Source organism: Streptomyces sp. SID3343, assembly GCF_009865215.1.
GTDB lineage: Bacteria > Actinomycetota > Actinomycetes > Streptomycetales > Streptomycetaceae > Embleya.
This window is the reverse complement of the sequence record NZ_WWJX01000674.1, coordinates 1-1,207: the sequence shown is the minus strand read 5'-3', so window position 1 is coordinate 1,207 and position 1,207 is coordinate 1. Positions and strand designations below refer to the sequence as shown.

At 71.9% G+C, this 1,207-nt stretch carries 1 protein-coding gene; it reads left to right on the top strand.

Annotated elements, in window-relative coordinates:
* Positions 1-1,075: 5-methyltetrahydropteroyltriglutamate--homocysteine S-methyltransferase (gene metE, locus GT354_RS20660; protein WP_161357827.1), on the top strand; the 1,075-nt coding region annotated here is incomplete at its 5' end.
* Between the last annotated feature and the right edge of the window lie 132 nt (positions 1,076-1,207).

Below are 1,207 nucleotides of genomic sequence, written 5' to 3'. Positions count from 1 at the left end.
TGCGCGCCGCGCGCAGCCGTACCCCGTACGCGCCGATGCGCAGCGGGACCGACTCGGGCTGCCGCTGTTGCCGACGACCACCATCGGGTCGTTCCCGCAGACCGGCGAACTGCGGGTCGCCCGCGCCGATCTGCGGGCGGGCCGGATCGACGCGGCGGGCTACGACGCGCGAATCGCCGCCGAGATCGACGAGGTGATCGCCTTCCAGGAGAAGGCCGGCCTGGACGTCCTGGTCCACGGCGAGCCCGAACGCAACGACATGGTGCAGTACTTCGCCGAGCGGCTCACCGGCTACCTCGCCACCCGGCACGGCTGGGTACAGTCCTACGGCAGCCGCTACGTCCGTCCACCGATCCTGGCCGGCGACATCTCCCGCCCGGAACCGATGACCACGCGCTGGACCGGCTACGCGCAGTCGCGGACCGAACGGCCCGTCAAGGGCATGCTCACCGGGCCGGTCACCATGCTCGCGTGGTCGTTCGTCCGCGACGACCAACCGCTCGGCGAGACCGCCCGTCAGGTCGCGTTGGCGTTGCGCGACGAAGTGCTCGACCTGGAGGCCGGCGGCGCGGCGGTGATCCAGGTCGACGAACCCGCCCTGCGCGAGACGCTGCCGCTGCGAAGCGCCGACCGGCCTGCGTACCTGGCCTGGGCCGGCGAGGCGTTTCGGATCACCACGGCGGGGGTGCGGCCGGACACCCAGATTCACACGCACATGTGCTACGCCGAGTTCGGCGACATCCTCGCCGCGATCGACGACCTGGACGCGGACGTGATCAGTTTGGAGGCGGCCCGCTCGCACATGCAGGTCGCGCACGAGTTGACCGGGGCGGGCTATCCGCGCGCGGTCGGCCCGGGCGTGTACGACATCCACTCGCCGCGCGTACCGGGCGTCGCCGAGGTGGCGGAACTGTTGCGAGCGGGCCTCGCGGCGCTGCCCGCCGAGCGGCTGTGGGTCAACCCGGACTGCGGGCTCAAGACGCGTGGGTGGCCGGAAGTACGGGAGGCGCTCGAACACCTGGTGGCGGCGGCGCACACGATCCGTTCCGAGACCGGGTCGATGCGAACCGACTGAGCGACGAATCGACAATATCGGGCTCCAAGCGCGGGACTCGCGACTCGCGCATCGGTACGCGGGGCCCGGTTCACGGGACCGGCTGCGTGGACGCGGTACGCGGGACTCGGTACACGGGACCCGATGCGCGGG